This is a genomic window from Pseudomonas citronellolis (genome assembly GCF_001586155.1).
In the GTDB taxonomy this organism is placed as follows: Bacteria; Pseudomonadota; Gammaproteobacteria; order Pseudomonadales; family Pseudomonadaceae; genus Pseudomonas; species Pseudomonas citronellolis.
Genome location: NZ_CP014158.1, coordinates 2796887 through 2821769 on the forward strand (window position 1 = coordinate 2796887; position 24883 = coordinate 2821769).

General features: G+C 62.3%; 24 protein-coding genes and 1 tRNA gene. 15 read left to right on the forward strand and 10 right to left on the reverse strand.

Annotated features, from left to right (window positions below; genetic code table 11):
• The first annotated feature begins 46 nt into the window (after positions 1 to 46).
• Positions 47 to 946 (forward strand): SphA family protein, encoded by a 900-nt coding sequence (locus PcP3B5_RS12395; protein ID WP_009619665.1) that lies wholly within the window; start codon positions 47 to 49, stop codon positions 944 to 946.
• A gap of 18 nt (positions 947 to 964) precedes the next feature.
• On the opposite strand, the gene PcP3B5_RS12400 is transcribed toward PcP3B5_RS12395, so the two are convergent.
• The 6 genes from PcP3B5_RS12400 to PcP3B5_RS12425 form a co-directional block, all read right to left on the reverse strand.
• On the reverse strand, positions 965 to 1342 hold the full coding sequence (locus PcP3B5_RS12400; protein WP_009619666.1) for an NUDIX hydrolase: 378 nt from the start codon (positions 1340 to 1342) through the stop codon (positions 965 to 967).
• Positions 1343 to 1746: 404 nt separating this feature from the next.
• Positions 1747 to 3363, reverse strand: coding sequence for a gamma-glutamyltransferase family protein (locus PcP3B5_RS12405; RefSeq protein ID WP_061561393.1), 1617 nt, complete (start codon positions 3361 to 3363; stop codon positions 1747 to 1749).
• A gap of 16 nt (positions 3364 to 3379) precedes the next feature.
• A complete protein-coding gene (locus PcP3B5_RS12410; RefSeq protein WP_043318903.1) occupies positions 3380 to 4159 on the reverse strand; it encodes an amino acid ABC transporter ATP-binding protein in 780 nt (259 codons plus the stop codon).
• Position 4160: 1 nt separating this feature from the next.
• Positions 4161 to 4931: an amino acid ABC transporter permease gene (locus PcP3B5_RS12415; protein WP_009619669.1), complete on the reverse strand. Its 771-nt coding sequence runs from the start codon at positions 4929 to 4931 to the stop codon at positions 4161 to 4163.
• Between the two features lie 16 nt (positions 4932 to 4947).
• Positions 4948 to 5757 carry an ABC transporter substrate-binding protein gene (locus PcP3B5_RS12420; protein ID WP_061561394.1) on the reverse strand — a complete coding sequence of 270 codons (810 nt, stop codon included), beginning with the start codon at positions 5755 to 5757 and terminating at the stop codon, positions 4948 to 4950.
• Between the two features lie 60 nt (positions 5758 to 5817).
• Positions 5818 to 6486: a GntR family transcriptional regulator gene (locus PcP3B5_RS12425; RefSeq protein WP_043318899.1), complete on the reverse strand. Its 669-nt coding sequence runs from the start codon at positions 6484 to 6486 to the stop codon at positions 5818 to 5820.
• Between the two features lie 538 nt (positions 6487 to 7024).
• Between PcP3B5_RS12425 and gacA the strand changes: the two genes are divergently transcribed.
• The 6 genes from gacA to PcP3B5_RS31815 all read left to right on the forward strand — a co-directional run bounded on the left by gacA (position 7025) and on the right by PcP3B5_RS31815 (position 12913).
• Entirely contained in the window at positions 7025 to 7669 is a 645-nt protein-coding gene (gene gacA, locus PcP3B5_RS12430; RefSeq protein WP_009619673.1) for a response regulator transcription factor GacA, read from the forward strand.
• Positions 7670 to 9496 carry an excinuclease ABC subunit UvrC gene (uvrC, locus tag PcP3B5_RS12435; protein WP_061561395.1) on the forward strand — a complete coding sequence of 609 codons (1827 nt, stop codon included), beginning with the start codon at positions 7670 to 7672 and terminating at the stop codon, positions 9494 to 9496.
• Between the two features lie 34 nt (positions 9497 to 9530).
• The gene (gene pgsA / locus PcP3B5_RS12440; protein ID WP_009619678.1) at positions 9531 to 10091 is read left to right on the forward strand and encodes a CDP-diacylglycerol--glycerol-3-phosphate 3-phosphatidyltransferase; all 561 of its coding nucleotides are present in this window, start codon (positions 9531 to 9533) and stop codon (positions 10089 to 10091) included.
• Between the two features lie 65 nt (positions 10092 to 10156).
• Positions 10157 to 10232: transfer RNA gene (locus tag PcP3B5_RS12445), tRNA-Gly, on the forward strand.
• Between the two features lie 223 nt (positions 10233 to 10455).
• A complete protein-coding gene (locus PcP3B5_RS12450; RefSeq protein ID WP_061561396.1) occupies positions 10456 to 12282 on the forward strand; it encodes a tyrosine-type recombinase/integrase in 1827 nt (608 codons plus the stop codon).
• 250 nt (positions 12283 to 12532) lie between these two features.
• Positions 12533 to 12913 (forward strand): hypothetical protein, encoded by a 381-nt coding sequence (locus tag PcP3B5_RS31815; protein ID WP_061561397.1) that lies wholly within the window; start codon positions 12533 to 12535, stop codon positions 12911 to 12913.
• 92 nt (positions 12914 to 13005) lie between these two features.
• Here PcP3B5_RS31815 and PcP3B5_RS31390 read toward each other — a convergent pair whose 3' ends face one another.
• The 3 genes from PcP3B5_RS31390 to PcP3B5_RS31400 form a co-directional block, all read right to left on the reverse strand.
• Positions 13006 to 13896, reverse strand: coding sequence for a DUF6602 domain-containing protein (locus PcP3B5_RS31390; RefSeq protein ID WP_145923891.1), 891 nt, complete (start codon positions 13894 to 13896; stop codon positions 13006 to 13008).
• A gap of 144 nt (positions 13897 to 14040) precedes the next feature.
• Complete coding sequence (locus PcP3B5_RS31395) at positions 14041 to 14733, reverse strand: hypothetical protein (RefSeq protein WP_145923892.1); 693 nt, start codon at positions 14731 to 14733, stop codon at positions 14041 to 14043.
• 312 nt (positions 14734 to 15045) lie between these two features.
• Complete coding sequence (locus PcP3B5_RS31400; protein WP_145923893.1) at positions 15046 to 16017, reverse strand: HNH endonuclease; 972 nt, start codon at positions 16015 to 16017, stop codon at positions 15046 to 15048.
• A gap of 187 nt (positions 16018 to 16204) precedes the next feature.
• On the opposite strand from PcP3B5_RS31400, the gene PcP3B5_RS12460 reads away from it, so the two are divergent.
• From PcP3B5_RS12460 to PcP3B5_RS12480, 5 genes are all read left to right on the forward strand, one after another.
• The gene (locus PcP3B5_RS12460; RefSeq protein ID WP_061561398.1) at positions 16205 to 16603 is read left to right on the forward strand and encodes a calcium-binding protein; all 399 of its coding nucleotides are present in this window, start codon (positions 16205 to 16207) and stop codon (positions 16601 to 16603) included.
• A gap of 444 nt (positions 16604 to 17047) precedes the next feature.
• Positions 17048 to 17869 carry an aspartate/glutamate racemase family protein gene (locus PcP3B5_RS12465; RefSeq protein WP_061561399.1) on the forward strand — a complete coding sequence of 274 codons (822 nt, stop codon included), beginning with the start codon at positions 17048 to 17050 and terminating at the stop codon, positions 17867 to 17869.
• Positions 17866 to 19236 (forward strand): FAD-dependent oxidoreductase, encoded by a 1371-nt coding sequence (locus PcP3B5_RS12470; RefSeq protein WP_061561400.1) that lies wholly within the window; start codon positions 17866 to 17868, stop codon positions 19234 to 19236. Before PcP3B5_RS12465 ends, PcP3B5_RS12470 begins: the two co-directional genes overlap by 4 nt.
• A gap of 10 nt (positions 19237 to 19246) precedes the next feature.
• The gene (locus tag PcP3B5_RS12475; protein ID WP_061561401.1) at positions 19247 to 20029 is read left to right on the forward strand and encodes an electron transfer flavoprotein subunit beta/FixA family protein; all 783 of its coding nucleotides are present in this window, start codon (positions 19247 to 19249) and stop codon (positions 20027 to 20029) included.
• Positions 20026 to 20994 carry an electron transfer flavoprotein subunit alpha/FixB family protein gene (locus PcP3B5_RS12480; RefSeq protein ID WP_061561402.1) on the forward strand — a complete coding sequence of 323 codons (969 nt, stop codon included), beginning with the start codon at positions 20026 to 20028 and terminating at the stop codon, positions 20992 to 20994. Before PcP3B5_RS12475 ends, PcP3B5_RS12480 begins: the two co-directional genes overlap by 4 nt.
• 9 nt (positions 20995 to 21003) lie before the next feature.
• Here PcP3B5_RS12480 and PcP3B5_RS12485 read toward each other — a convergent pair whose 3' ends face one another.
• Entirely contained in the window at positions 21004 to 21945 is a 942-nt protein-coding gene (locus PcP3B5_RS12485) for a LysR family transcriptional regulator (RefSeq protein WP_061561403.1), read from the reverse strand.
• Positions 21946 to 22043: 98 nt separating this feature from the next.
• Between PcP3B5_RS12485 and PcP3B5_RS12490 the strand changes: the two genes are divergently transcribed.
• The 3 genes from PcP3B5_RS12490 to PcP3B5_RS12500 are packed head-to-tail and all read left to right on the forward strand — an operon-like array spanning position 22044 to position 24823.
• A complete protein-coding gene (locus PcP3B5_RS12490; RefSeq protein ID WP_061561404.1) occupies positions 22044 to 23492 on the forward strand; it encodes an FAD-dependent oxidoreductase in 1449 nt (482 codons plus the stop codon).
• Position 23493: 1 nt separating this feature from the next.
• Positions 23494 to 24225, forward strand: coding sequence for an SDR family NAD(P)-dependent oxidoreductase (locus tag PcP3B5_RS12495; protein ID WP_061561405.1), 732 nt, complete (start codon positions 23494 to 23496; stop codon positions 24223 to 24225).
• A gap of 22 nt (positions 24226 to 24247) precedes the next feature.
• The gene (locus PcP3B5_RS12500) at positions 24248 to 24823 is read left to right on the forward strand and encodes a cysteine hydrolase family protein (RefSeq protein ID WP_061561406.1); all 576 of its coding nucleotides are present in this window, start codon (positions 24248 to 24250) and stop codon (positions 24821 to 24823) included.
• Positions 24824 to 24883 lie beyond the last annotated feature (60 nt).

Below are 24883 nucleotides of genomic sequence, written 5' to 3' on the forward strand. Positions count from 1 at the left end.
GGGGCCGGGGTGCGCCCGACCGATAACAACAACAAAGGTTGCCCCGATGAAAAAGCCCCTTGCGTACCTGCTCCGCTTCGCCGCCTGCGCCCTGCTGTTCGGCGTCGCCAACCTGTCCCGCGCCACCGAGGGTGGCGGTACTTCCTACCCGTTGGGCGCGGAGAATTACATGTCCGGCGCCATGCCGCCGCCGGGCTTCTACGGCCAACTGTTCGTCAACCACTACGAGGCCGACAACCTTCGTGGCAACGACGGCCGCAAGCTGCCGGTGGACTTCCGCGTGCGCGCCAACGCCATCGTTCCCCGGCTGATCTGGGTGAGCGACTACAGCTTGCTCGGCGGCAGCTTCGCGCTGCACGCGATAGTCCCGCTGGTGGACCTGAAGGTCGACCTCAACGGCCAGTCGCAGCACAACCGCGGCCTGGGCGACATGATCTTCGGCCCGGCGCTGGGCTTCCATCACAGCGAGAAGTTACACAGCATCCTGGCCTTCGACATGATCGCCCCCACCGGCCGCTACGATAAGGACGACCTGGCCAACCCCGGGCGCAATTACTGGGTGTTCGAGCCGGTGTACGCGATGAGCTACGTCGACCCGAACGGGCCGAACCTGGATGCCAAGGTGATGTACGACTTTAACCGCAAGAACCCCGACACCGACTACCGCTCCGGGCAGGAATTCCACGTCGACTACGCGGTGGGCTGGGGCTTCGGCAACGGCTGGGTGGCCGGGGTGGGCGGCTACTATTACCGGCAGACCACCGATGACCGCCAGGACGGCGAGCGCATCGAGGACAACAAGGGCCGCAGCTTCGCCATCGGCCCGTCGCTGAAGTACAGCGGCAAGGACGGCTGGTTCGTCACCGCCAAGTGGTCGAAGGAAACCGACGTGCGCAACCGCGCCCAGGGTGACGCCTATTGGCTGAAACTGACGCTGCCATTCTGAGCGGAGGGGCCCGCCGCCTCACTGCGGCGGGCGCTGGCAGTCCTTGAGCAGGCGCTTGATGGCCTTGTTGACGTTGCGCTTGGCCAGTTCGTCCAGGGAGAACCAGCGGCAGTCGGCGATTTCGTTCTGCGGCTGGGGGTTCTGCGGCTCGGGCAGGGCCGTTTCGAACACGTAGTGGAGGGTCTGGTACAGCTCCAGCGGGGCGAGGTAGGCCATGGCCTCCACCTGCAGGCCGGTTTCTTCGGCCAGCTCGCGCTGGGCCGCCTGGCGCGGGGCCTCGTTGGCCTCGATGCGGCCGCCGGGCAGGTTCCATTTGCGCCGGGCCTTGCGCACGAAAAGGATCTTGTCGTCCTGACGGCAGATCACTGTCGCCCGTTCCTTGATCGCACTACCCATGGGCACCCCCTGATACTGCTTGCCACATACATCTGTAATAGCAGACAACGCTTGTCATGAATTTGTCACAAAAAATAAGCAAGAACGGCGCCAGCCGGCGCGGCGCGCAGGATACGCAGGGGGGAAGGCAGCGTTCCATTTGAAACCGCTGATTCGGGCAATGGAAATTTCTGATCGGTCGGCGGGGGATGGGCGGTTTTGGGGCGCGGTGTTCCGGCTTGCGCCGAGGTGCCTTTCGTAGGATGGGTTGAGCTTGCGAAACCCATGCGGTCCCGGTGATGGGTATCGCTTCGCTCAACCCATCCTACGGGAATGACCGAGCGCCGGCCTTGCCGGCGAAGTCGCGGATAAATCCGCCCCTACATGGGAATGGCATGGCGCGTAGGAGCGGACTCCGTCCGCGATCAGCACACCGCGATATGCGAATCCGCCCGCGGTTCGGTGCCGCCGCAGAGCACGCCGGTCTGCGGGTCGCGGACGATGATCTGGCCGCGGCCGTAGTCGGTCAGGTCGCAGGCCACTTCCACCTCGTGGCCGCGGCGGGCCAGGGCGAAGGCGAGGTCGCGCGGGGCGCTCTGTTCGATGCCCACCTTCATCCCGCCCAGCCACTGCCAGCGCGGGGCGTCCAGCGCGGCTTGCGGGTTGAGGCCGAAGTCCACCAGGTTCATCACCACCTGCACGTGGCCCTGGGGCTGCATGTAGCCGCCCATCACGCCGAAGGGGCCGACCGCCACGCCGTCCTTGCTGAGGAAGCCGGGGATGATGGTGTGGAAGGTCTGCTTGCCCGGGGCCAGGGCGTTGGCGTGGCCGGGGTCGAGGCTGAACTCCGAGCCGCGGTTCTGCAGGGCGATGCCGCTGTCGGGCAGCACCACGCCGGAGCCGAAGCCGTGGTAGGCGCTCTGGATGAAGGAGACCATGTTGCCTTCGCCGTCGGCGGTGGCGATGTACACGGTGCCGCTGGCGTGCGGGTCGCCGTGTTGCGGCGCCTGGGCGCGCTCGCCGATCTCGGCGCGGCGGCGCGCGGCGTAGTCTTCGCTCAGCAGGGCGCTGGCGGCCACGCGCATGTGCTCGGGGTCGGTGATGTAGTGCAGGCCGTCGGCGTAGGCCTTCTTCATCGCTTCCAGCTGGCGGTGCCAGGTCAGTTGGCTGTCGCGCTGGTCGAAGTCGAAGCCCTGGAGGATGTTCAGTGTCATCAGGGCGATCAGGCCCTGGCCGCTGGGCGGGATTTCCCAGACGTCGTAGCCGCGGTAGTTGGCCTTGATCGGCTCGACCCATTTCGGCCGGTAGCCGGCCAGGTCCGCCGCGCCCAGGTGGCCGCCGCTGGCCGCGGCGTGCGCGGCCAGGCGCTGGGCGATGGCGCCGCGGTAGAAGCTCTCGCACTTGGTCTCGGCCAGTTCGGCCAGGGTCCGCGCCTGGGCCGGGTTGCGGAACAGCTGGCCGGCGCGCGGCGCTTCGCCGTCGAGGGTGAAGGTGTTGAACCAGGTTTCCAGCAGCGGCTCAGCGGCGCGGCTGGCCTGGTACTCGCGGCGGGCGATCTCCCACTGGTGGGCCACCACCGGCGATACCGGGAAGCCGTCGCGGGCCAGGGCGATGGCCGGTTGCAGCAGCTCGGCGAAGGGCAGCTTGCCGAAGCGCGCGGACAGCTCGGCCCAGGCCGAGGGTATGCCCGGCACCGTGACCGGCAGCCAGCCGTGCACCGGCATTGTCGCGTGGCCGGCGGCCTTCACCGCGTCGATGGACAGCGAGGCGGGTGCGTGGCCGCTGGCGTCCAGGCCGTGCAGCTGGTCCTTGACCCAGACCAGGGCGAAGGCGTCGCCGCCGATGGCGCAGCCGGTGGGCTCGACCACCGTCAGCGCCGCAGCGGTGGCGATGGCGGCGTCGATGGCGTTGCCGCCGGCGCGCAGCATGGCGATGCCGGCCTCGGCGGCCAGCGGCTGCGAGGTGGCGACCATGCCGTTGCGGGCGAAGACGCTCTGGCGCTGGGAGGCATAGGGGTATTCGTGGGCGGAGAAACGCAGCATGGAGGGCGTCCTTGAATCAGAGTACGCGGCTGAGGAATTCCCGCGTGCGCGGGTGATGGGGGTTGCCGAACACCTGGGCCGGAGGGCCTTCTTCGATGAGTTCGCCCTGGTGCAGCACCACCACGCGGTCGGCCACTTCGCGGGCGAAGCCCATCTCGTGGGTGACCACCACCATGGTCATGCCTTCCTCGGCCAGCTCCTTCATCACCTGCAGCACTTCGCCCACGGTTTCCGGGTCCAGCGCGCTGGTGGGTTCGTCGAAGAGCATCGCCTGGGGCTTCATCGCCAGGGCGCGGGCGATGGCCACGCGCTGCTGCTGGCCGCCGGAGAGCTGCGCCGGGTAGTGCTCGGCCTTGTCTGCCAGGCGCACCCGGGCGAGCAGGCGGCGCGCCTGTTCGAGGGCTTCGCCGCGGGGCACGCCGAGCACCTGCACCGGCGCCTCGATGATGTTCTCCAGCACCGTCATGTGCGGGAACAGGTTGAAGCGCTGGAACACCATGCCGATGTCGCGGCGGCGGCGGGCGATGTTGCTTTCCGAGTCGCGCACCAGCTTGCCGTCGGCGCGCTCGCGGTAGCCCATCAGCGCGCCGTTGACGCGGATGCTGCCGCCCTGGATGTCTTCCAGGTGGTTGATGCAGCGGATGAAGGTGGTCTTGCCCGAGCCGGAGGCGCCGATCAGCACCACCACCTCGCCGCGGTGCACGTCCAGGGACACGCCCTTGAGGATCTCCAGCTCGCCGAAGGCCTTGTGCACGTCGCGGGCCTGGATCACCACGTCTTTCGCGGTCGGGATCATCTCAGCGCCCCCTCAACAGTTTCATGGCCTGCTGGCCGAACATCCGGCTCGGCGCCGCCGGGGTGTTGCCCTCGGACTTGCCGAAGCGTTTCTCCAGCCAGCGCTGGAAGAAGCCCCAGAGGGTGGTCAGCAGCAGGAAGTAGATGGCCACCACCAGGTACAGCTCGAACACGCGGAAGGTCGCCGAGGTGACCATCTGGGTGCTCAGCAGCAGCTCCTGCACGCCGATCACGCTGACCAGGGTGGTGTTCTTCAGCATCACGTTGAACTCGTTGCCCAGCGGCGGGACGATGACGCGGAAGGCCTGGGGCAGGACGATGCGCCGCATCAGCTTGGCGAAGGTCATGCCCAGGGACTTGCCGGCCTCGTACTGGCCCTTGTCCACCGCGCCGATGCCGGCGCGGATGATCTCGGCCATGTAGGCGCCCTCGTTGAGGCCCAGGGCGATGATCGCCGCCTGGATGTTGCCGGGCAGGACGAACAGCCCCAGGTCCAGGTCCTCGAAACGGAACACCCCGCCGGCGGCCAGCGCCGTGTAGAGGAAGACGATCTGCACCAGCAGCGGGGTGCCGCGCATCAGCCACACGTAGAAGCGCACCGGGTATTGCAGCAGAGGGTTGGACGACAGCCGCATCAGCGCCGCCAGCAGCCCGAGCACGCAGCCCAGGAGCATGGCGCTGACGGCGATCACGCAGGTCAGCCAGAGCCCGTACAGGTAGATGTCGCTCGGCTTGAGCAGGTATTGCCAGAACACGTCCCAACTGAAGTTCATGGTCGGTCACCTCGGCTCAGTCGAGCTTGTCGCCTTCGATGTGCCACTTGGCGAGCAGCGCCTGGTAGCTGCCGTCGGCCTGCATGTCCTGGATGATCTGCTGCACTGCCGCGCTGAGCTGCTTGTCTTCCTTGCGGATGCCCAGGCCGGTGAGGATGCGGGCGAAGGCCGGCACGCCGGTCTCGAACAGGTCCGGGGCCATGCCCTGGTAGTAGCCGGCGGTTTCCACGGTGGTGCCGTAGGCGTCGGCCTGCTGGATGCGCAGGGCCTGGAAGGCGTCGGTGTCGGTGTTGTAGACGACGACCTTCATCGGCGCCTTGCCGGCCTGCTTCAGCTTCTCGTTGTGGGCGTCGAGCAGGGTGCGGATGGTCGAGCCGTTGAGCACCGCCACCTTCTTCCCGGACAGGTCGTCGAAGGTGTGGATGCCCTTGGGGTTGCCCTTGGCGACCACCACGGCCTGGCTGGAATACATGTAGTTGACCATGTCGATTACTTCGCGCCGCTCGGGCTTGTCGAACAGCTGGTCCACCAGCATGTCGCACTGCCGGGCCAGCAGCGCCGGGATCAGCCCGGAGAAGGGCGTCACCCGCCATTCGATCTTCTTGTCGCCCAGACGCCTGGCGATGGCCTCGCCGAGGTCGACGGTGACCCCGGTGAGTTTCTGCGAGGCGTCGTAGAAGCCCATGGGCGGGGAGTCCATGCCGCCGCAGAACACCACCTTGTCGGCGGTTTTCAGGCGGTCGGGGATTTTCACCGCGTCGGCGTACGCCAGCGGGGCGGCCAGGCAGAGGGCGAGAAGGCACTGCGGGATCCTGCGTACGAACATGTTCAGCTCCAGTGGGCGAGGTTGCCGGGGCAGTTCAACGGGACAGGCGAAGCGTGGGTCTCAGGCGCCCTTTGCTTCGAGGAACTTCAGCAGCGAGGGCACCGTGCCCTCGATGTGCTCGCAGAGCACCCGCTCGGCTTCGCGGGCGTCGCCGCTGCGCAGGGCGTCGAGGATCACCGCGTGCTCCTCGCGGGCGCTCATGGGCTTGTCGACGTGCTGCAGCCACAGGCGCATGTGCGGCTCGATCACCGAGTACAGGGCGTTGATCTGGCGCAGCAGGCGTGGGCGCTCGGCAAGGCTGCAGAGGTATTCGTGGAAGACGCGGTGGCGGCTGACCCACTCGGCGCTGTCGTCGCGGTAGTCGTCCATCTCGTCGAGCAGGCGTTCCAGGCGCGCCAGCTGACGTTCGCCCAGCTTCGGCACGGCGAGGCGGATGGCCAGGCCTTCGAGGGCGCTGCGCATCTCGAAGACTTCGCGCATCTCCTCGATGTTCAGCCCGCTGACGATGGCGCCGCGGTTCGGCCGCAGCGTCACCAGGCCCTCGGCGGCCAGGCGGCGGAAGGCTTCGCGCACCGGCATGCGGCTCATGCCGATGTCGTTGGCGATGTCTTCGGCGATCAGGCGGTCGCCGGTGCGGTACTGGCCCTTGCAGATGGCGTCCAGCAGGTAGCTGTAGGCCTCTTCTTCGGCGGTCACGGGTTGGCGGTCGTAGTTGGGTACCAGGCGCATGGGGCGCTCCTTTTGGATTTCTGTATCCAATTATCCATGAATGCAATTAAGCAGATGCCGTGCCAGGATCGGTGATCGCGACACAAGCCGTTGATTCGCTGGCGATTTGGTTGGGATGGAGGCGGGCGGCGGGGGCTGGATGGGCATCGAACGGTAACGTCCGGCGCTCGTCGTGCGTCATGTTGATGCACGGCGGGCACTTTTGTAACGCGGGCGGACGTTCGTCAGGGCGGCGTCGGGGGGATGTGCCGTGGCCGCGGCGGCGTGCGTCGATGCCTGGGTTGGCACTGTCAGCTCCGCTTCGCCCCGCGACAACCGGTCTCAGCCGAAAGAATGGTCGTGATGCCCATCCTTGACGCTTCGCTCGGCGCCTGGTCAGCTTGGCGCGGGCGCTTCGGGGGTGCTTGCTGGTTCGTTGGCGCTTGCAATTTGACGGCTGTGTTCCAAGCTAGGTCAGGGCATCGCTTTCTGTTAAGGTTCGCGGATTCGATGGCGCGCACAGCGCCGGATTCCACTCTAGTTATGCATGAGGTGCTGTGTGATCAAGGTGCTGGTGGTCGATGACCACGATCTGGTGCGCACCGGAATTACCCGCATGCTGGCCGACATCGAGGGCCTGCAGGTGGTGGGCCAGGCCGAATCCGGCGAGGACGCCCTGCGCCTGGCCCGGGAACTCAAGCCCGACGTCGTCCTGATGGACGTGAAGATGCCCGGCATCGGCGGCCTGGAGGCCACCCGCAAGCTGATGCGCAGCCAGCCGGACGTGCGCGTGCTGGCCGTGACCGTCTGCGAGGAAGACCCGTTCCCCACCCGCCTCATGCAGGCTGGCGCCTCCGGCTACCTGACCAAGGGCGCGGCGCTGGAGGAAATGGTCCAGGCCATCCGCCAGGTCTTCGCCGGGCAGCGCTACATCAGCCCGCAGATCGCCCAGAGCCTGGCGCTGAAGTCCTTCGAGCCGGAGAAGGGCGGTTCGCCGTTCGACTCGCTGTCCGAGCGCGAAATCCAGATCGCCCTGATGATCGCCAACTGCCACAAGGTGCAGAGCATCTCCGACAAGCTCTGTCTGTCGCCCAAGACGGTGAACACCTACCGCTACCGCATCTACGAGAAGCTCTCCATCACCAGCGACGTCGAGCTGGCGCTGCTGGCGGTGCGCCACGGCATGGTGGATGCCAGCAACTAGATGAGCGCGGTGTTCGATCCGGCGGCCTTCCTCGCCACCTGCAGCGGCCGCCCCGGTGTCTACCGGATGTTCGACGAGCAGGCCAAGCTGCTCTACGTCGGCAAGGCGAAGAACCTCAAGAAGCGCCTGGCCAGCTACTTCCGCAAGACCGGCCTGGCGCCCAAGACCGCCGCCCTGGTGGCGCGCATCGCCCAGGTCGAGACCACCATCACCGCCAACGAGACCGAGGCGCTGCTGCTGGAGCAGACGCTGATCAAGGAATGGCGGCCGCCGTACAACATCCTCCTGCGCGACGACAAGTCCTACCCCTACGTCTACCTGTCCAGCGAGGACGAATACCCGCGCCTGGCCCTGCACCGCGGAGCCAAGAAGGCCAAGGGCCGCTACTTCGGGCCCTACCCGAGCGCCGGCGCCATCCGCGAGAGCCTGGCCCTGCTGCAGAAGGCCTTCCTGGTGCGGCAGTGCGAGGACAGCTACTTCCGCAACCGCACCCGGCCCTGCCTGCAGTACCAGATCAAGCGCTGCAAGGGGCCCTGCGTCGGCCTGGTCGGCCCCGAGGAATACGCCCAGGACGTGCGCCATTCGGTGATGTTCCTCGAAGGCCGCAGCAACCAGCTGGCCGATGAGCTGAGCGCCGACATGGAGCAGGCGGCCATGCGCCTGGAGTTCGAGCGCGCCGCCGAGCTGCGCGACCAGGTGGCCATCCTGCGCCGCGTGCAGGACCAGCAGAGCATGGAGGGCGGCAACGGCGACGTCGACGTCATCGCCGCCATGGTCAACCCCGGCGGCGCCTGCGTGCACCTGATCAGCGTGCGCGGCGGGCGCGTGCTGGGCAGCAAGAACTTCTTCCCCCAGGTGGGCATAGAAGAGGAGGTCGACGAGGTGCTGCTGGCCTTCCTCGGCCAGTACTACCTGAGCCACCACGAGCGCGAGCTGCCGGCGGAGCTGATCGTCAACGCCGTGCACGAGGACTTCCCGGTGCTGATCGAGGCCATCGCCAGCGCCCGTGGCCGCGAACTGGAGATCAGCCACCGGGTGCGCGGCACCCGCGCGCGCTGGCAGCAACTGGCGATCACCAACGCCGAGCAGGCCCTGGCCGCGCGCCTGGCCAACCGCCAGCACGTCGCCGCGCGCTTCGAGGCCCTGGCCGAGGCGCTGGACCTGGACGAGCCGCCGCAACGCCTGGAGTGCTTCGACATCAGCCATTCCAGCGGCGAGGCCACGGTGGCCTCCTGCGTGGTGTTCGGCCCCGAGGGCCCGCTGAAGTCCGACTACCGGCGCTTCAACATCGAGGGCATCACCGGCGGCGACGACTACGCCGCCATGCACCAGGCCCTGACGCGGCGCTTCAGCCGCCTGAAGGAGGGGGAGGGCAAGATGCCCGACATTCTCCTGGTGGACGGCGGCAAGGGCCAGTTGGCCATGGCCCGGGAAGTGCTCCAGGAGCTGGCGGTGAGCGGGCTGATCCTGCTCGGCGTGGCCAAGGGCGTGACGCGCAAGCCGGGCCTGGAGACCCTCTACCTCAACGATGCCGAGCACGAATTCACCCTGCCGGCGAATTCCCCGGCGCTGCACCTGATCCAGCAGATCCGCGACGAATCGCACCGCTTCGCCATCACCGGCCACCGGGCCCGTCGCGGCAAGGCCCGGCGCACCTCGACCCTGGAAGAAGTGCCGGGGGTAGGGCCCAAGCGCCGCCGCGAGTTGCTCAAGCATTTCGGTGGGTTGCAGGAACTGGGCCGCGCCAGTATCGATGAGATCGCCAAGGCCCCGGGCATCAGCAAAAAGCTGGCCGAGCAGATTTATGCTGCCCTGCACAGCGAGTAGAATGCCGGGCTCAACTCACCGGCCAGTGGTCCCGATGAATATTCCGAACCTGCTCACACTGCTACGCGTCCTGCTCATCCCGATCTTCATCCTGCTGTTCTACATGCCGTTCCCGGGCAGCCACCTGGCCTCTAGCGCCGTCTTTGCCCTGGCCGCGGCGACCGACTGGCTGGACGGCTACCTGGCGCGCAAGCTGGGGCAGAGCACGCCCTTCGGCGCCTTCCTCGACCCGGTGGCGGACAAGCTGATGGTGGCGGTGGCGCTGGTGCTGCTGGTGGAAGAGCACGCCAACCTCTGGCTGACGCTGCCGGCGGTGATCATCATCGGCCGCGAGATCGTGGTCTCGGCGCTGCGCGAATGGATGGCCGAACTGGGCGCCCGCGCCCACGTCGCGGTATCCAACCTGGGCAAGTGGAAGACCGCCGCGCAGATGGCCGCGCTGGTGATCCTGCTGGCCAACGCCCCGGTGTTCACCTTCTGGGTGCTGCTGGGCTACGGGCTGCTGATCGTCGCCGCGGCCCTGACGCTGTGGTCCATGCTGCACTACCTGCTGGCCGCCTGGCCGCACCTGAGCACCACCCCGAAAGAGAAATAACTTTTTTTGAATCAAAGGGTTGACGAGGCTCCAGAAAAAGATAGAATGGCGCCCGTCAACACGACGCGGGAATAGCTCAGTTGGTAGAGCACGACCTTGCCAAGGTCGGGGTCGCGAGTTCGAGTCTCGTTTCCCGCTCCAGATCTTGATCTACAGACATCCACTGAAGTCTGTAAGTCATTGAAAAAAGGGCCGAAAGGCCCTTTTTTCATTCCAGCGAAAACCACTGGAATCCACCCGAAGCCAGGACTTTTAAGTCCATTTTTAAGTCCAGTTTTACGGGTGGTGTGGTTTCCGGATTCTTGCTGGAGGAGCGAGGTAAACGGGGAAAGTCTTCGGCTCTGATTCGTTCAGGATCAGGATCATGACTCTTACAGATCTCTCCGTCCGGCGCGCCCGGAGTACTGGCAAGCACTACACCCTCCCTGATTTCGATGGCCTGTCCCTGGCGGTTTCCGCCAAAGGGGGCAAGTGCTGGCATTTTCGCTACTACTGGGCTGCCCAGCAGAAGCGGATGTCCCTGGGCACTTACCCAGAAGTCAGCCTTCGAGAGGCTCGTGCGCTGCGCGACGAGGCGCGCGCGCTGCTGGCGAAAGGCATCAATCCCAAGATCGATCGCAAGCAGAAGTTCCGGGCTGTGTGCCTGGCTGCGGAAAACAGCTTCGAGTCGGTGTATCGGCAGTGGCTCGGCCACCGTGAATTGGAGCTCAAGGAAGGGCGCCAGAGCACACTGTCGCAGATCCGACGTATTTTTCAGAGAGATGTGCTGCCCGCTTTGGGCACTATGTCCATCTACAACGTCCGTCGCCCCGACTTGCTGGACGTCATCGCGCGCATTGAACGGCGCAAGGCATTGACCACTGCCGAGAAAGTGCGTACCTGGTTCAGGCAGCTGTTCCGCTACGCCATGGTGAAGGTCGAAGGGCTGGAAGGTAATCCCGCCTCGGACCTGGACGTGGTTGCTGTGCCTAAGCCTCCCGTCGTGAACAACCCTTTCCTGCGACTGGAGGATCTGCCTGATCTGCTGCGCAAGCTGCGCGCTTATAGGGGAATGGTCACTACGCAGTTGGGGATTCGCCTGCTGTTGCTGACCGGAGTACGTACCGGCGAGTTGCGGCTGGCGACGCCGGGCCAGTTCGACCTCGAGCGTGGTCTTTGGATCATTCCGCCCGAGGTGGTCAAGCAACTACAGGAGGGCATGCGCAGGCGCCGCAAGCGTGTCCAGGATATTCCGCCCTACGTCGTGCCCCTGCCTGTTCAGGCGCTTGAAATCGTTCGCTACCTGCTGGACCAGGTCAAGCCGGTACAGCGCTACCTACTAGCCCATCGTAGCGACCTGAAGGCGCGCATCAGTGAAAACACGTTGAATGCGGCACTCAAGCGTATGGGTTACGAAGGACTACTCACGGGGCACGGTATCCGGGCCACGCTCTCCACGGCGCTCAACGAGATCGGCTACCCCAAGATTTGGGTAGATGCCCAGCTTTCCCACGCCGATCCCAACAAGGTCAGCGCCACCTACAACCATGCCCTGTATGTGGAGCCCCGCCGGAAGATGATGCAGGACTGGGCCGATCGGCTCGACCTGTTGGAACAGGGCAAGGTAGCCGCTGCGAGTGCACACCTGGTCATTCGCATCGATGGCATGCCAGTACTGGACGAAGGTATCGAAGCAACTGGATATCCGATGGAGCACGCCACATCTCCGATTCGGGTGTCATCGGTGACTGCTTCACCACCCCAACGCCTATCGGCCGTGCCAGCGTGTCCAGAACCGGTGGAAGTAACTGTCTCAGACTTCCAGCGCGAACGGTGGGAAATGCTCGAAATCTATGAAGCTCCCAACAACCTGCCGGTCGTTCAATTCGCCAAGCTGGCCGGCAAATCACGCGACCAGATCAACCGCGAGATCAAGGCGGGTAAGCTGCTGACCTTGAGCATGGGCAACCGCGGTCAGCGGATTCCCGACTGGCAGCTTGACCCGCTCAAGCAGGAGTTGGTGTATAGGGTGCTACAGCAGAAGAAGGGCGTTGATTCGTGGCGGCTTTACCGGGTGCTGTTGCAGCCCCGCGATGAACTGGAAGGGCGCTCCGCCATTGACGCAGTCACCCATGCCAACCTCCGAGACCTGATGCTGGTGGTCAACTATTCCCTTGTTAAGGAAGGTGATTCTGCTGGAGAGGTTGCATAGTCGTTCTTTGGTGCGAGAAGCTGGAGGGTGTCGCTTCACACATCCTCCAGTGATGTAGCTTCAACGACTCTAGGTGGTGCGATATTCTCACGAAATTGGATCAAAAACAGTCTGTACTAACTTGACTCTGGCCTATGACGACTCACAGTAGTTGATCCATTAATACCGCTGGTGACAGACTGAAGCCGGCCAATGCCGATAACGAAATTGTGTCCGAACTGCGAGCGCAGATGAACTTGTTCACGAAGGTGTGCAGGCGATCAAGTCCTCCATCTGGCTGGTTCTTCTCGATGGCTTCACGGACATGCTAGGCCACTACTTAGAAGTCACGTTCGTCAGCTATCGCAGTCAGCGCATCGATATTAGAATCAGGCTTCTCACTGAGAAGGTACTGCGCGATCTTGCGGCAATCCTTGATCAGCTAAGGATTACTATCGCCCAAGCAGTCCAACTCCAAGCCGTAGACAATGCGTCCTTCAAGGACCTCCCCGGTGGTATGATTCGGAGCGATATCCCAGAAGGTTCGCATCCTCTTGGCTTTGGCGTCTCCAACTACACGGTATTGAGCCGAATCTATGTCAATCTGGAAGTCGATGAAGAACTCCGTATAGGCGCGATCCGAGAAATTTAGAATGAATCCCTCTCCCATCCGCAGAAAATTATCCAGCTTCCACCGCTCACACGTTCCAATCTCAGTCATAGTGCTAACTCTCCAGCGAATTTCTAGGCACCCCCGGTTTCTCGATAATCGAGTTTTCCATCGTGAGTGAAGGGAATGATTGAGCCAAGCTGATCGTCCACATAGCTGCGGATGTTGAAGCCGGGGTGCCTTGGGGATTGTTCGAGCATTGTCCAAAGAGTTTCAAGGAACAAAAATAGTGCTTTGGCAGGATCAATCTCGAAACGCTGTCCATCCCCGGTCGCAGTGAAATTTCTTTCGTTATTCAGCTCATCGGCAACTGCCAGCCATCGTGGAATATGTCCGTCACCCCGACAGAAGACAAGCCCCTTATCCAACGAGCAGGCAATGAAGTGATTGAAGGGGGCGGGGTAGGGAAATGACTCATCACCATACGCTTGAGTTGGCAACTTATTGAACCAGCCCGTGAAAGTTCCAAAGTCCTCTGTAGATGATCTATACCCAAAAATGCAGTGAACTGGCGGGGCGTGAGGGATTTTCTCTTTGTCGGTTCTGGTTCTCCAGTACGGAGTTAACAATGGCTGGAAGCGCAGCGCCCTCAAAGATGCCTCATTTTGTAGTGCGCTATCAACTTGCTGCTTAGTCAGTTCAGTTTTGACCTCAACGACTGCCAGTACCGTTTCAATTGGATAGACCTTGCGCAAGTATTTTGGGAACTGCACATCGTCGTAGATAATGATGTCACACTGCCTACTCGAATTTCCTTCTCTATCTATTACAAGTGCATTTACTTCCAATCCATATTTTGATGGCAAAAATGAGCGCAGCACGTCGGCGAGAGCTTGTTCATTTTCACTCCCCTTTAGCCCCTCATGTGGCAAGCGTCTATTAAATAGAAGAGCGTCAGCTTCGAGCTTATTAAAAACGCTTCGAAAATAACGATTCAGAAATTTTCGGTCTGCATCTCTGGCCATAATCTCTCACAGTATATTCGGGAAGGTATTTTGTTGCAGGTCTCTGCTCGTTGCTTTGGCCGGCCCCTGAGGCTTGCAGCATATCTGGGAGAAGCTTTTCGCATAGATATGACTGAAGCTCTGCTCTATCTTCCAAAGTCAAAGTTAGTTTGCATGCGAAAATGCTCGATAACTCATACCGCCGCGTCGTAGTACGAAACCATACTTTCGTAATACTCTAGCCCATTTTGAATGCCCCAGCTCTTTACCAATTTTGGTTTTGAATCCTTTAGTAAAAGTGCGGAGGCTGGACTTAGAACGATCTACGTTGTCCGCATATTTATGTAGATACATGAGCGACTCAAAGTCGCCAATGTGATGCTGAACTAGGTGTCTGTCAAACTCGCGTGTAATTCCAGATATCTGACCTAGCCACTTCTTGAATTTTTCTTCTGTTAGCGGAGTGATTTCATCTATCCCGCGGTGGAGTAAATTAGGCTTGTCATCATGCTCTCGCCCAAACGCATGTCCTACGCCGTTCCTAAATACTCGGATTTTATCAAGATCATTCACATTCTCTCGAATATCAGGAAGCTCACCAAAAAGCGATTTCAACTTTGAGTATCTCGAGCCCCATGAACCTTTGGTGATGGCCTTCAGTATTTCCGAATAATCTGGATCAATACCAATTTTTAACCATTGGACGCCATCAATGGCTCTGGGCCTACCATGCAGGAGCGCTGGATCAGACTTCAGAGCAACAAGAACAGCCCGTTGAAAGTAGTTTTCCATGGCGCCGGTTGCGGCCATGATGAAACTGGCCCGCTTCCAATCCCCCATATCTTTCACATGTTTCAAAGAACGCTTCTACCTGCATCAAATCTGGCAGCGTTGCGGCCCGAGGCTTTTAGGATTGCTTTTATGTCTTCCTCTGGTGATTTTCTGATGTGGTACATCGAGTACTGCTCGAGCGCAACTGAGGATCAGTACATATTGTTCAGTTGAGCTTCATACTCACTGAACTGCCATAGAGCCCAACTGGTCTGTTCCGGCTTTACCCGGCGATAAAATATATATGCCACTTTATATCATTTGTGATATTCATAACGGTTGCTCATAATATCAGCTAGACTCACCCGGACGCCTAATGATTTAAGGTCGCATTAGTGTCTATCTCTTGTAACCAAGCTCCTCTAGACTTTTACCTACATATTCATCCATGAGCTCCATTCTGTTGAAGCTGAAAGTAATTGGAATTGTCATGTCTTTAACGGTATGGATGTCGTCCAATTTTATCAGCTCTAATTCTAATTTTCCATATGGCCATCCCATTTCGAAAGGAAGCGGGATAGGTATCAGCTTAGAGCTGGTATTTTGTAAAACACCATCAAAATCCGAAGGTAATACAATTTGATAGACCAGATTTCCAAATGCCAGCAGAAGAAAGTAATGAGGCCTAAGAGAGACCAAGTCCTTTTTTCTATATATCTTTATTTCTAGATTCTTATTCGGTCGCGGCCCTGGGATAAAGGTTCTTAATAACACTAAGGGGCTGAAGTAGCCGCGACTGTGCACAGGCTCGCTTATCCAGCGTAGAGAATGCGAAAAATTTTCAAGCTCTTCCTTGCTTATTATCGATAGTCCTATTTTTACTAGGCACTTATATACAGCAACAGGTACATGAGGCTCTATTTGAAATAGATAAGTTAAGGTTTTATTTTGATAGTCAAAGCTGATGTGTGGTTCGTCGCGACGGGCTAATATTGCTGGAGGCTTATGAGGTTTGACGTCAAACCTCGCTCTAGCATCCCTGGACTTGTAGCTTGGTACTTTCGTCTTTCCTTTTATTTGAGCAATTGTACGATATGGCTTGGTGTACTTATCTAAGTGATCTTCAAGGTTTCGAGAAAAAAAAGTATTGCAAGCATCACATTCATAATTCGATATTAATTGGTGGTTGCCTAAAAATTCTGGAACTGCATGAGAGTCATTTTTGAAAGTAGCCCTTGGCTCACTCAAGCCGCAGAAACGGCATTCCTCACCTTTGACTCCTAAGTGACTCTTACTACCCGCTCCCAAATGAAAGTTGTTCAAAAGCTCGTAGCCATTATCGTAATAATTTATTCTATCTTCGAAATTCATAAAATGGTCTTTCCAGTTGAGTGCATGAAGTGTAATTAGTAACTACTCCATAGTTAAAAATAATAAGAAACGGGTCGTTTCGTCAACAACGATTTTGCTCTTGTCACTACACTGCAACATGGCGAACGATCATCTAAAAAATCATGTTTACTTTCTTCTGGGGACACCTTGCGAGGCAACAAGGGCAATGACTACCATCATTGATGGGGATGGTAGCGATACCTACCGTTTCGCTGCGGGAGATGGCCTGGACACGATCAACAATCTGTCCAACACGCCCGCGGACAACGACGTTCTGAGCATCGAGGGGATTACCAGGGAAAGCCTGTGGCTGTCTCGTCAAGACGACAACCTGGTGATCGATGTAACCGGCTCGGCCGATAGCATTACGGTACAGGACTGGTACGCCAACTCGGCGCAGAAACTGGACGCCATTCAGGCTGGCAGTTCTACGCTCTATGCCAACCAGGTGGACAACCTCGTCAATGCCATGGCTGCTTTTGGGGCTCCGGCGGGTGTTGAGGTGAGTCTGAGCCAGGCGCAGCGTGACCAGTTGAATGTGGTCATCGCCGCTAATTGGCAGTAACAGTTGAAGTACGGAAACAGCCCGCCGTTCGGCGGGCTGTTTCTATTCGGCTCAATTCAGCCTTTTCCTCGGGGCGTAACGTCAGGACCCGCATGCCATTTCCGGTCACGGCTACGGTGTGCTTGAACTGTGCGGAGAGTCGCCCATCACGAGTCGCCTGGCTGGTACTGACAACGTCTGCGGCTGATCTTCAGTTGCTTGCAGATAGGAATTCAGGCGTTCTGTTGAGCGAGAAGCTGGGACCGACGCAATCTGTTAGTGCTCAATTCGAACGTGGACTCTGGTTGGAGCGCTTCGCAGGGGGCTGTTCGCATCCTATCTTGCAGTTTTGTCGAAAGGCCTGTTCGGCCGCCGTTTCTCCATTTCGCTGGATCGCGTTCGGATAATCCTCGCCACAGTCGAGCACCGCCGGTGCGTCGATCAACGGTGGATATGAGGAGCGGCATGACTATTCGCATCTGGCATCAAAGCTTCACGGTACTGAGTGATCTCGGTGCCTACGACGAAGCCCTGCGGGGGCACTTTCGCAAGGTGGCACGCCCTGACACTGAAATTCACATGCATGGCATGCGCCCGGGCACTTATCGCAGCAACTACCCTGGCGACGACATCAAGCACGCCGCGCTACAGACCCTGCACAGCCTGCAGTTCATGACTGCTGGCCTGAATGCCGAGGCGCAGGGCTTCGATGCCTATGCCATCAGTACGCTGCCTGAGCCGGGTCTGCGTGACATCCGCAGCCTGCTGGACATCCCGGTGGTCGGCTATGGCGAGTCGGCGATGCTGACGGCCTGCACGCTTGGCCGCCGCTTTGGTGTATTGGTGTTTATCGACGAACTGGCCGAGTTGGTCGCCGACAATGCAACGCGCCATGGTCTCGCTGAGCGCCTGGCTGGAGTGCGCCACGTCGGCTTCCGCTTTGCCGACGTGCTGGCCGCCTTTGCCGATCCGACTGCGCTGATCGACCGCTTCCGCACCGCTGCGCGCGCGCTGATCGCCGATGGTGCCGAGGTCATCATTCCCGGCGAGGCGCCGCTCAATGTACTACTCGCCACCCATGGCATCTCCGAGGTTGATGGCGTGCCGGTGCTCGATTCGCTTGGCGCCTGGATCAAACAAGCTGAGGCGATGGTCGATCTGCGTCGCGCCAACGGCACGCGCACCTGTGACCGTGGTTACTTCTCGGCCCGGCCGGAGCCGGCGCGGGTGCGCGAGATATTCGCGTTCTACGGCCTTGACCGTTTTCTCGAGGAGGTGCCGGCATGAGCCGTCATGACTGCGATCTGCTGGTGATCGGTGGTGGGCTGGCCGGGTTTGCGGCGGCGCTCAGCGCGGTCGAGGCCGGGCTTGAGGTGATCCTGCTGGAGAAGACTTCGCAGACTGGCGGCTCTTCGGCAATGAGCGGCGGTTGCCTGGCCTTTGCCGGCACCGACCTGCAGGCCGGCCACGACATCCAGGATTCGTCCGAACTGCTGTTCGACGACCTGGTGCAGGTAGGCAAGGGCGAGTGCGACGAGCGCCTGGTGCGTCTCTATACCGACAACCAGTTGGCCACCTACGAGTGGCTGCGCGGCCACGGCGTGCAGTTCTCGCCGGTGATCGAGGCTGCCTCCGGGCAATCAGTGCCGCGGGTGCACAACGTCGATCCGGCTGATCTGGTACGTCGTCTGGAGCAGGCGGCGCGAGCCACCGGCAAGGTCGAAGTGCGTCTGGACAGCCGCGCGCGCCGCCTATTGCGTGATGGCAACGGGCGAGTCAGCGGCGCGAGCGTCGAGAGTGCCGGCGAGACCTACGACCTGCACGCGCGCCGTGCCGTGCTGCTGGCTTCTGGCGGTTTCGTCCAGGACCGGGCGCTGATCCACCGCTTCGTGCCGCAGTACGACAACGCGGTGTTCATCGGCGGCGCCGGCAACGAGGGCGACGGTCTGCGTATGGCCTGGGCCCTCGGCGCTGACGTGCGCGACCTGCCGTACATCAAAGGCACCTTCGGCAAGCACCCGATGGATGAGCACAACCACCATGCCTGCCTCGCTGTGTACAAGGGCGCCATCGCGGTAAATCAGGAGGGCCGGCGCTTCGTCGACGAGTCGCTGTCGTACAAGCTGCTCGGCGACGCGGTGATGGCGCAGAGTTACGGCGTCGCCTACCAGATCCTTGATCGCGACATCATGGACAGCGGTGACAACCAGGTGCGCATCCTAGACTTCACCCGGCGCCTGGAGGAGGGTCTGTTCGTCGAAGCGGAGAGTCTGGAGCAACTGGCGAGGCTGATCGAAGTACCGGAAGACGTGCTGCTCGCCGAGGTTGCCGCCTACAACGCCGCAGTGAGGGCAGGGGAGTTGCCGGCCTTTGACCGCCGCCACCTAGTCCACCAGCACGGCGCGCTGCGGCCGATTGAGCGCGCGCCGTTCTACGCCTATCCGTCCACCGCAGCGGTGTTCGGTACGTACTGCGGCGTGGTGGTCGACACCGCATTGCGGGTCCACGACGTGTTCGGTGCGCCTATCGATGGTCTGCTGGCCGCTGGCGAGATGATCGGCGGCTTCCACGGCGCTGCCTACATGACCGGCTCGGCGCTCGGCAAGGCGGCGGTGTTCGGCCGGCTCGCCGCAGCCAGCGCGGCGGCGTGGTAAGGAGCGAGCGATGAAGATTCTGATCCTACTTGCCGGGGTGGCGGACATCCGCTTTCCCCTGCACCCGTTGAGCCTCGATGACGGCGCCGTGGTCGAGGGGGCTGGTGCCCGGCGTTTGCTCAGCCCGTTCGACGAGGCGGCGCTGGAGGTTGCGCTGAAGCTACGCGATGCCCATCCGGAAACTCGCCTGGAAGTGCTGGTACTGGGCGGCGCGAATGCCGACAACCTGATGCGTGTGGTAGCGGCCTTCAAGCCTGACCGCTTGCAGCGGCTCGACCTGCTGCCCGCCTGCCTCTGGGACGCACCGCTGACCGCCAGCCAGCTCGCCAGCGTACTCGTTCGTGAGGGGAGCGACGCCGAACTGGTGCTGATTGGCCGCGAGTTCGGCGATCTCGATGACGGCGGCGTGCCGGTGCTGCTCGCCAGTCGGCTGGGGCGCCCGCTGTTTGCTCTGGCCCAGCATGCGGAATGGGTTGGTGAGCGTGTGCGCCTGCTGCGCGAGCGCGGAGCCCGCGAAGAGTGGCTGACCGTCGCGGCACCGCTGCTTGCCAGCGTGACCAACGACAAGCGCAACAAGCTGCGTCATCCACTGATGAAGAACGTTATGGAGGCCAAGCGCTTGAGTTTCGACGGCGTTACGGCGGAGGTGCCCGCGGTTCCGCTGGCCTTGATCGAACTGGCTGCCGCACGCGCGGTGCAACGCGGCGGCGATTGCCGCCTGCTCGAGGGCACGGCGCCGGTGCAGGCGCGTGCGCTGCTCGACTGGTTGAAGGCGCAGGGGGTGAATCCATGAGCGACGTGATGGTGGTGCTGCCCCAGGCTTGGGGCGAGGAGGCGCTCGACGCTGGGCTGGCGGCTGCGCAGAGTCTGTCGGCCGAGCACGACGGCTTCGTCGCTGTGCTGATCGGCGACGAGGTGCTAGTGAGCGTGTGCGAGCGCGTCGCCCAGACCGGTGCGCGGCAGATCTGGAAGGCCACGCATGCCAAGTTGGCTGGTCGGGATGATCCGGCAGCGCTGGCAGTGGCTGCCGCCGAGGCGCTGCGCCGAGTGCCGGGTATCGCTGCTGGCGTGCCGCTGGTGCTGCTGCCGCCGGGGCCGCTCGGTGAGGAGCTGGCGGCGCTGCTCGCCGAGCGTCTTGGCGGTCGTGCGTTGGGCCGCTGCCTGACGCTGCGTCGTGACGGCACCGCGCTGCTCGCCGAGCGCGCCGCCTGGGGAGGGCGCATGCGTATCACTCTGCGGGTCGACGACGGTCCGGCGTGTGCCTGCCTGCGGGCCGGCCGGCCGCGCTTGGATCTGGTTGGTGCACCGGCGTTACATAACCTGGCGCTGCACGAAGAGCTGTCGGCGGCGTTGGCCCTGGAACTGCGCGACAGCGCGCAGCGCCTGCCGCCACTCGATGGCGCGAGCTTGGTGGTGTCCGGCGGGCGTGGTGTCAACGAGGCCGGTTTCGCCCAGCTCGAAGCGCTAGCCGTCGCGCTCGGCGGTACCCTCGGTGGCAGCCTGCCGGCGGTGGACGCCGGCATGGTGCCGGTGATGCGTCAGGTCGGGGTCTCCGGCAAATTCGTCAGTCCCGACGTTTACCTTGCCGTCGGTATTTCCGGCACGCCGCAGCACTTGGCGGGCGTCAGCCCGGACAGCCGCATCGTGGCGATCAACTCCGACCCTGGTGCGGAGATCTTCAAGGTCGCCAGCGTCGGTGTGGTCGGTGAATGGCAGGCGCTGTTGCCAGCCCTGCTGGAAGCCGTCGCCGAGGTTTGAACTGTGCACTTAGCGCCGGCCTGGCCGCAGCGCCACGGCGGCTTCGGCCGGCGGCCGGCGCTGCGCGTCGAGAGTGGCGAGCATGAAGTCGATGAAGGCGCGGGTGCGCGGAGCGACAAAGCGCGCTTTCGGCGTCACCGTGTAGAAGCTACGCCCGCCGGTACCCCAGTCGCCGAACAGCTCGACCAACTGGCCGGCGGAGATCAGAGCGTTGACGAACACGTCGAGCACGTAGATGAAACCCTGATCGGCCAGCGCTGCTTGGATCAGCGCGTCGGTGCCGTTGAAGTGCAGGCTGCCGCGCGGGTTCAGGCTATGCTGCTCGTCGTCGCGCTGGAACGACCATTCCGCCGGGGTATAGCGACCTGGTCCGAACAGCCCTAGGCAATGCGCCGGGTCCAGTTCACGAGGATGTGCCGGCGTGCCCAGACGAGCGAGCAGGGCAGGGGTGGCGCAGGCGACGTAGTGTGCCTGGTACAGCGGTCGAGCGACCAGATCGGCGTCGTTGACCGAGTCGATACGGATTGCCACGTCGGTGCCGCTGGCGATCAGGTCGCCGGTCTGGTCGGTCAGGCGCAAGGCCACCGACAGCTCAGGATGCTGCGCAGTGAACGCTGGCAGTGCTGGACAGATCAACGCGCGGGCGAAGGCCGCCGGCGACTCGATGCACAGCTGCCCGCCGATCGCGCCCTTCTTTTCACGCACAGCGCTTTCCGCTGCTTCGATCTGCTGCAGTAGCCGCGTGCACTCCTCGAAATATACCGTGCCCTCGTCGGTCAGTCGCAACGAGCGGGTGTTGCGCGACAGCAGGGTCACACCCAGGTAGTTCTCCAGGTTGCGCACACTTGACGTCACCGTGGCGTTGGCGATGTCCAGCGACTCGGCAGCGCGGCTGAAGTTGCCGCATTCCACCACCTGCACGAACACCTGCATGGCCCAGAGTCTGTCCATTGGTTCTTCACCTTTTTCTAAAAGCCCATTAGACGTGCCTCGCTCGAACCCTCCCGGAGGCCGGCCCATAGTACCAGCCACCAAGGGAGGTACTGACAATGACTGATTTGAACTTCGATCTGGTGGTGGTGGGATGTGGTGTCGCGGGCCTGTCGGCGGCGCTCAGCGGTGCAGAGAACGGCCTGCGCGTGGCGGTGCTGGAGCGGGCGACGCGCGAGGAGCGCGGAGGACAGAGCCGGTTCACCGAGGCCTACCTGCGCATGAAGAGCCACGAGGAAGTCACTGACGACTTCGACACCTTCCTCGCCGAGCACTCTGGCTATTACCAGGACCCCGACTTCGTCGCCGAAAGCCTGCGGGACCGTGCCAGCCGTTCGATACAGGCGCGTGCTGTGGGTACGGTTGACGCCAATGTGATCGGCGCCTTCTCCGCTTACGTACCGGAGACCATCGACTGGCTCAAGGCTAACGGTGTGAAGTTCGACTTCCTGCCGACCCAGTTCCTCACCAGCACCCAGCCGCGCTTGCTGCCGGTTGGCGGCGGAGAGGCAGTGGTCGAGGCACTGGCGGCACGCGCCGAAGCACTTGGTGCGCAGTTCTTCTACGAGACTACTGGCCGTTCGCTGATCACCGAAGGCGGCAAGGTCATTGGCCTGCGCGCCCGCTCGCGCGAGTGGGGTGAACTGCAGTTCCTGGGGGCGGTGGTGCTGGCCTCCGGTGGCTTCGAAGGCAACCCGGAAATGCTCGCGCGCTACCTCGGTCCACGCTCGGTATTCCTGCGTCCGGTGTGCAAGGGCGGCTACTACAACCGCGGCGAGGGCATCCAGATGGCTCTCGACGTCGGCGCTGCGCCGTGCGGTGAGTACGGCAGCTACCATGCCGAACCGGTCGATCCGCGCTCCGGGGTTTCCGAGCCGTCGATCTTCATCTTCCCCTACGGCGTGCTGGTCAATCAGCTCGGCGAACGCTTCACCGACGAGGCGCCGGGCACCGTGGATGCCTGGTACGAGCGCGTCACCCGGCAGATCTACCAGCAGCCGGAAGGTATGGCCTGGGTAATCCTCGACCAGCGCGTGAAGGACATCCCCAACTACCGCCTCGGCATCCGCACCGACCAGCCGGCTGTCGAAGCACCGACCCTAGCTGGGCTGGCAGAGAAGATCGGTGTGCCGGCAGCCACCCTGGAAGAGCAGGTGGCGCGCTACAACGCCGCCTGCCGGCCAGGTGACTACCGTCCGCTGCAGCTTGATGGCGTTGCCACCGAGGGCCTGTTGCCGGCGAAGAGCAACTGGGCGCTGCCGCTCGACCGGGGCCCGTACATGGCCTATCCGATCATTTCCGCCAACGTGTTCACCTTCGGAGGCCTGAAAATCGACGAGGAGGCGCGGGTGATCGACGCCGACGGTGAGCCGATCGACAACTTGTATGCCGCCGGCGAAACCGTTGGCCTGTACTTCGGCAACTACGCGGGCGGTACCTCGGTGCTCAAGGGCTTGGTGTTTGGTCGTCTGGCCGGACAAGCCGCGGCCGCGCGGCGGAGCGTTTGAGATGGGCGTAGCCGTGGTCACTGGTGCCGGCGGCGCCATCGGCAGTGCGGTGTGCCGCCAACTCGCCGCCGAGGGCTACCAGGTGGCGGCTCTCGATCTCGTCGAACCAGAAAAGCTCGTCAAGCGTACGCAATTTTTTGCCTGCAATGTCACTTCGCGCAGTGCGGTGCGTAGCGTGATCGAGGATGTCGAGGATCACCTCGGTGAGATCGACGCGCTGGTCAACGTTGCCGGTGTGGTTTCGCGCGGTAGCGCGCTGAGTCTGAGCGTCGCCGAGTTTGAACGGGTCATGAAGGTAAACGTGCAGGGTACGCTGATTCCTTGCCAGGTGATCGGTCAGCGCCTCGCCGAGCGTGGTTTTGGCGCGATCGTCAACGTCGGTTCCGTGGTCGGAAAGAATGGGGGCAATGCGCGCCCCTGGCTCGACCCCGGCGAGCAGGCCAATGCCGGCAACGTCGCCTACGGCATGTCCAAGGCGGCGGTGCACACCCTCACCCTGTTTCTCGCCAAGGAGCTGGCGGCACGGGGAGTACGGGTCAATGCGGTGGCGCCCGGACCGATCGCCACCGATATGACCACGAGCTTCCCGGAGCACCTAAAGGCGCTCATCCCACTCGGTCGCATGGGCCGTGCCGACGAGGTGGCCGCCGCGGTGAGCTTCCTGCTTTCCGATAAGGCCGGCTTCATCTCCGGCGAGATTCTCGACATCAACGGCGCACTCTGGTGCGACTGACTCACCCTAAGGAAACGCAACGATGAAAAGCATCTATCTGGTTCTCGACATGCAGAACGACCTAGTCCACGCCGACGGCGCCAGCGGCAAGGGCCCTCTCGGCGAGCAGGTGCGTGCGCGCAACGTGATCGAGCGCACTGCAAAGGCCATCTCCAAGGCGCGCGCCAAGGGTATTCCAGTGGCCTATGTGCGAGTTGCATTCTCTGATGACCACCGTGAAGCCAACCCGAACTCCCAGGTGTTCGGCCCCATCGCCAAGAACGGCATTCTCAAGGCCGATGCCTGGGGGGGCCAGGTTCACGAGGCGCTGGCGCCGCAAGCTGGCGAGTGGGACATCGTCAAGCACCGTGTCTCGCCGTTCTACGCTACCCGCCTGGAGGTGCTGCTGCGCCGCGAAGGCATCGAGCGCATCTACTGCAGCGGCGTGAGCACCCAGGCGGTGGTCCAGGCTACCGTGCGCGACGCTCACGACCGCGACTTCGACGTGGTGGTGCTGGAGGACTGCTGCGCCTGTCCGAACGAGCAGGAGCACCTCAACTCCATGGGCAGCATCGCGCGCTTCTGCACCAGCGTGAATTCCGACGCCGCTTTCGACTGAACTCCACCTCTCCACGCCTTTCAGGGCGCCGGCACCTCCCCGTGGGGTCGGCGCCTTTTT